The sequence below is a fragment of the Actinoplanes sp. NPDC051633 genome, assembly GCF_040681735.1.
Lineage (GTDB): Bacteria > Actinomycetota > Actinomycetes > Mycobacteriales > Micromonosporaceae > Actinoplanes.
The window spans coordinates 1-4,269 of record NZ_JBFAZH010000685.1 but is presented as its reverse complement, the minus strand read 5'-3'; the positions used below and the strand labels follow the sequence as shown (position 1 = coordinate 4,269).

5 protein-coding genes and 2 pseudogenes are annotated in these 4,269 nt (G+C 65.4%); 4 read left to right on the top strand and 3 right to left on the bottom strand.

Annotation, left to right across the window (positions count from 1 at the left end):
* Positions 1 to 175, top strand: a 175-nt coding sequence (locus AB0M20_RS29735; RefSeq protein WP_364303629.1) for a hypothetical protein, incomplete at its 5' end; no start/stop codon positions are given.
* Between the two features lie 204 nt (positions 176 to 379).
* Here the strand turns inward: AB0M20_RS29735 and AB0M20_RS29730 are convergent.
* From AB0M20_RS29730 to AB0M20_RS29720, 3 genes are all read right to left on the bottom strand, one after another.
* Positions 380 to 769: an ankyrin repeat domain-containing protein gene (locus tag AB0M20_RS29730; RefSeq protein WP_364303627.1), complete on the bottom strand. Its 390-nt coding sequence runs from the start codon at positions 767 to 769 to the stop codon at positions 380 to 382.
* 106 nt (positions 770 to 875) lie between these two features.
* On the bottom strand, positions 876 to 1,388 hold the full coding sequence (locus AB0M20_RS29725; protein ID WP_364303628.1) for a DUF1877 family protein: 513 nt from the start codon (positions 1,386 to 1,388) through the stop codon (positions 876 to 878).
* Positions 1,389 to 1,429: 41 nt separating this feature from the next.
* Complete coding sequence (locus AB0M20_RS29720) at positions 1,430 to 1,591, bottom strand: hypothetical protein (RefSeq protein WP_364303626.1); 162 nt, start codon at positions 1,589 to 1,591, stop codon at positions 1,430 to 1,432.
* Between the two features lie 224 nt (positions 1,592 to 1,815).
* Here AB0M20_RS29720 and AB0M20_RS29715 point away from each other — a divergent pair, with 224 nt between their 5' ends.
* The 3 genes and pseudogenes from AB0M20_RS29715 to AB0M20_RS29705 form a co-directional block, all read left to right on the top strand.
* Entirely contained in the window at positions 1,816 to 2,397 is a 582-nt protein-coding gene (locus AB0M20_RS29715) for a hypothetical protein (protein WP_364303625.1), read from the top strand.
* A gap of 939 nt (positions 2,398 to 3,336) precedes the next feature.
* Positions 3,337 to 3,435 (top strand): annotated as a pseudogene (locus AB0M20_RS29710) (IS6 family transposase); the annotation flags it as partial.
* A 627-nt stretch (positions 3,436 to 4,062) separates the two neighbouring features.
* Positions 4,063 to 4,269, top strand: a pseudogene (locus AB0M20_RS29705) (hypothetical protein); the annotation flags it as partial.

Genomic DNA, 4,269 nt, shown 5'->3' with positions numbered 1-4,269 from the left:
GCACGGTCGCGCCATGCGCCGATCGTCTTGGCGTGCCACCGTCCTAGAGGCGGCCGGCGTTACCGGTACGCCGGGCGTGGTGTCGGAAGGAACCGCCGCGGCCACCTTGACCGCGGTGCAGGCATTGCTGGGTGCGCACCGTGTCTGGGAGCGATTCCCCGCTGCGATCGCCTGATTTATCGAGCGCGAGGCCTGCCCCGTCCAACGACGAGGCAGGTCTGCGTGCTATTTGGCGATCAACACTGCGGATGGCTTTCTTCAGCGCCCGAATCCGGCAGATCGGGGACGAACACTGAGTCGGACAGCGAGGACATCCCAGCGTTTACCCAGCGGCGATTGTGCATCGCCGGACCGGTTCGCGGATTCCGACCCCGGCCCCTCATTTCCGGTGCAGCAAGGCGTCCATTTCGGGTAGCTTGAAGAATTTCGCTGTCGCTACCGCGGAGGGTGTTCCTCCGTCCGGGTCGGCGCCAGCGGCGAGCAGGATCTTCACCATTTCAGAATTCTGTCGGAAGACTGCGGCGGACAGCGCGGACTGACCCCGATCGTTAACCCGGTTCGCATCGGCGCCGTGCTCCAGCAAGGCGGCCACAGTGCCGACGTGGTTGTGGTAGGACGCAAGGATCAGCAGGGTGTCGCCCTTGTCGTTGGTGAGATTGGGCGAGAGGCCCATCGTGACGTTGCCGATCAATTCCTCGGTGACGCCGGTGCGGGCTAGGTCGAACATGCGGTGTGCGAATGCCAGCGTCTCGTCGTCCAGCTCGGTCACCCGGGCAGCATAGCTACGGCAGTCGCGGACGGCACGTTCCAGTCGTCCGTTCGGCCATGCCCAGTCTCTGCATGCGGCACAACCAGCGCCACCCCAGGGCGGGGAACTATCTGGCCGCCAACGGGGAGGAATCCGTGACCGCCACCGGGGAGATCTGCCGGCGCCAGCGGGGATGTCCAAATGGCCGTTGACAGTTGTCGCGGCTGGTGCGGCAGCGACGGCCGTCAGCGCTGCCCGTGCCGCACCGCGGCCTAAGTCTTCCCCGAGCGCACGGACTGCGGCAGATCCGTGCACCCGATGATGACCTACAGGCTGTGAAGATCACCGCTCGTCGTGCGGCGGCGGCCCGTTGATAGAAGGCCCGGACATCGACGAAGTTGGTCCAGGTGTACTCGAAGTCAGTGTCGTCCTGGGCCCCCGCACAGTCAGGGTCGTTGATCGCGTCGAAGCGGCGACGCAGCCAGCCGGGATCGACAGCGAGTAGCGCGGCTGCGACATCCCTGGTCTCTGCCGCGCTGACGTACACGACGTAGTACTCGTCATGCAGATGTCGTCCACCGAGCACCGCGTGCGACAGCAGGCAGTCGGCGCCATCCGGGTCGAGAGTGCCGTCGCCCAGGCAGCGGTGGATGGCGTCCCAGGCCTTGTCGGTATCGACACTCAGCTCGTCGTCCGACCATATTTCTTCAGGTCCCCGACGTACTCGCCGACCCCGTCGTCGCCATTAGCCGCGAGGAGCGCGCGTTCCTGCTTCGCCGTCACGGCGTAGTGGACCCCCAGCATGTCAAGATCGTAGAAGTAGGCGCCGGTTTCCAACAGCACTGCGGTCCTGCGCACTGCGACGTCAGACCTCAAAACAATTGCATAACGCTCATCACGCCTTCGCGAGGCATCGTCAGCTGGCTATCCGCGGTGGTGGTGCCACGCGATCGGCGGCAGATCCGTGCACCCGGGAGCCGTATGGCTCGCGGGCGTGCAGGGTGCCGGCCCGCCGTTTGCCGGTAGTTTGCTTTCACGGAATCCAGGCGATCGATTACCTTGGATGCGTGGACGCCAGGACAGCGATCTCCCTCATCTCCATCGCCATCTCCGTCGTCTCGCTGATCGTCTCCGGGACACTCGCGCTCCGGCAGACGCGGACCACGATGGACGGCTACGCGCTGCCGGTCGTGCTCCAGGTCTTCAGCCGGTTCCGAACTCAGGAGTTCTTCGACGCTCAACAGTTCATCTTCGACGAACTTCCCCGGCAACCGGTCCAACCGTACACGGACCTGTCGTTGGAGGCCCGGTCCCACTTGCGCATGGTGGGCGGGCTCTACGACGACCTCGGCAAGCTCGTCGCACACGGCATCGTCAAGGAGGAGTTGATCATCGGCTCGAACGGCTCCCAGGCCCGACGCATCTGGGAGGCGATCGAGCCCTTCGTGCGCGCCGAACGCGACAAGCGCAACAGCAACCTGTGGATCTATCTGGAGGACCTGGCGTACCGCACTACCCGGAAACCGCCGGCCGCCATCCACGAGAAGCTCAAACTGCACCCGTACGCTGGACCAACGCACACGTCCCTTCCAGCGTCGCCCGAGTCCCCTGCGACGCCACGACCTCGCACGGAGCAGCAGCCGAACTAACGGGCGGGAGCAGGGACGAGGGCGGCCCGGCGGAACCGAAACACTCTGCGTGCCCCACTCAGCGTGCGCGTTATATGCGGCGGAAAGAGTGTGCCCTCGCCCGGGCTCGTGGCCGCGGTCTGCGGCATGCTGGCTGGGTGCTTGCCGGCGATGCGATAGCTTCCCTCGCAGATTGGTCACCATGGCTGCCGTTCGATGACGCGGCCATCTCGGCACCGCGTCTGCCCGGCGTCTACCTCGCTCGACAGGGGCAAGACGGCGCTCTGTCTATGTGGGTATGGCAGGCGAGCGTCGCGGGTGGCGGCTGAGCAGACGGGACGGCAAGCGCGCCTTCCCCCAGGACGGCGGCCCGGGGTCTGTTGCCTTTGCGGGATCAGCAGACACGCTGAGCCGGCCGGACACGTTCGTCAGATCGCGTGGGTAAGTTCGGTGTGCGCTGCGGCGACCCGCAGTGCGTGGCGGCATGGAGTCCGAGTTCATAGTGGCCGCGGCGCAGATTCTGCAGGAAGGCCTGCCCGCGACGACAAACAGCGGGCCATTCAACACCCATCGCCCAGGTCTCGTTAAAGGACCTCGACTCATTGCTCGGGGTCCCTTCCAGATTGATTCTCGTGCCGACGTTGATGAGCTCGATAGTCAAAGTACGCGGACATGGAGGTAGGGACGAGGCCGATGACGGCGACGACGAGTCCAAGAATCGGAAGCAATCTGGATTCACTGCCGCTACTGCCAACATTGACGAGGACAGCCAGCACGACGATGAGACCCACCAACCAAGCTGGGAAACCAACACGCCCGTTCGGCGCAGGCGATTGCGCCGCTGCCGTCGGCGAATCTGGAAGTGCCCGCCGGTCAGCCCTTCGCGCTGCGTCAAGAAAGCGTCGTGCGGCTTCCTCTCGCCTGTCGCGCACGCGAGTGAGCTCGGCCTGAATCCACTCCGTGCAGAATCTGCGCCGCGGCCACTACGAGCTCGGCGTCGACGCGCTCCCGGCATTGCGCGTTGCGGCGGCGTTCACCGAGCTCATCCAAGCGATTTGAATGCGGCTGGCCGACCTCAGCGTGTCCGCTCATCCCGCAACGCAACGGAGCCACAGCATCTGCTCCAAGCACTGCGGTAGTACGAGCAGTTCCACAACGTTCACCGGCCGAATCAAGGGATCGCGAACGCCCGGCCACTCGCTCCGCTGCCCGAACCGATCAACGACCCAGACCGACTCGCTCACTGACCATCCACCGCCATGATCGCCTCGGCGACATCCTCCGCGAGTACGAGCATGCAGCTTGACCTGCCCGGATGACATTCTCGTAGGCACAATGTCGTGGAAGCGGGGGAACCATTGCAGGATGCCTTCACCCACGCGCGCGGTCGACATGGTCGGTGAGGCGGCCCACCTCGTCAGCGAAGGATGGGCGGCCCCGAAGACTACGTGGCGATCCAACAAGGACGAGGCCCTTCACCAGATCCGGGGCGAGGCCGCCACCTGTTGCCCGACGTATCCGCCGCTGGAGGACCCAGGTGTGACATGTTGGTCCGCGTCCCGCTGGCGACCGTGCCGGAACAGTCGGTTCGCGTGTGTAGTGCTCCTGGCGGCGTTATCCTCCGGGCACTCGGGCATCGATCCGCGTGCCTACGGCACGGCGTACGGCGGTTGAGGAGGGTGATCAGTGGGGACTGCTCTGCTGTACGGGTCGCTCGCAAGTTCCAGCTTCGTGGTGGGCGTGGTCCTCGGCCTGTTCACGTCGCCGCCCCGTCGGGTCGTCGCGGGGGTGATCGGCTTCGGTGCCGGCGTTCTGGTGTCCGCCCTGACGTTCGATCTCATGCGCGAGGCATTCGACACCGGCGGCGCCTGGTACGCGATCGGTGGGTTCCTC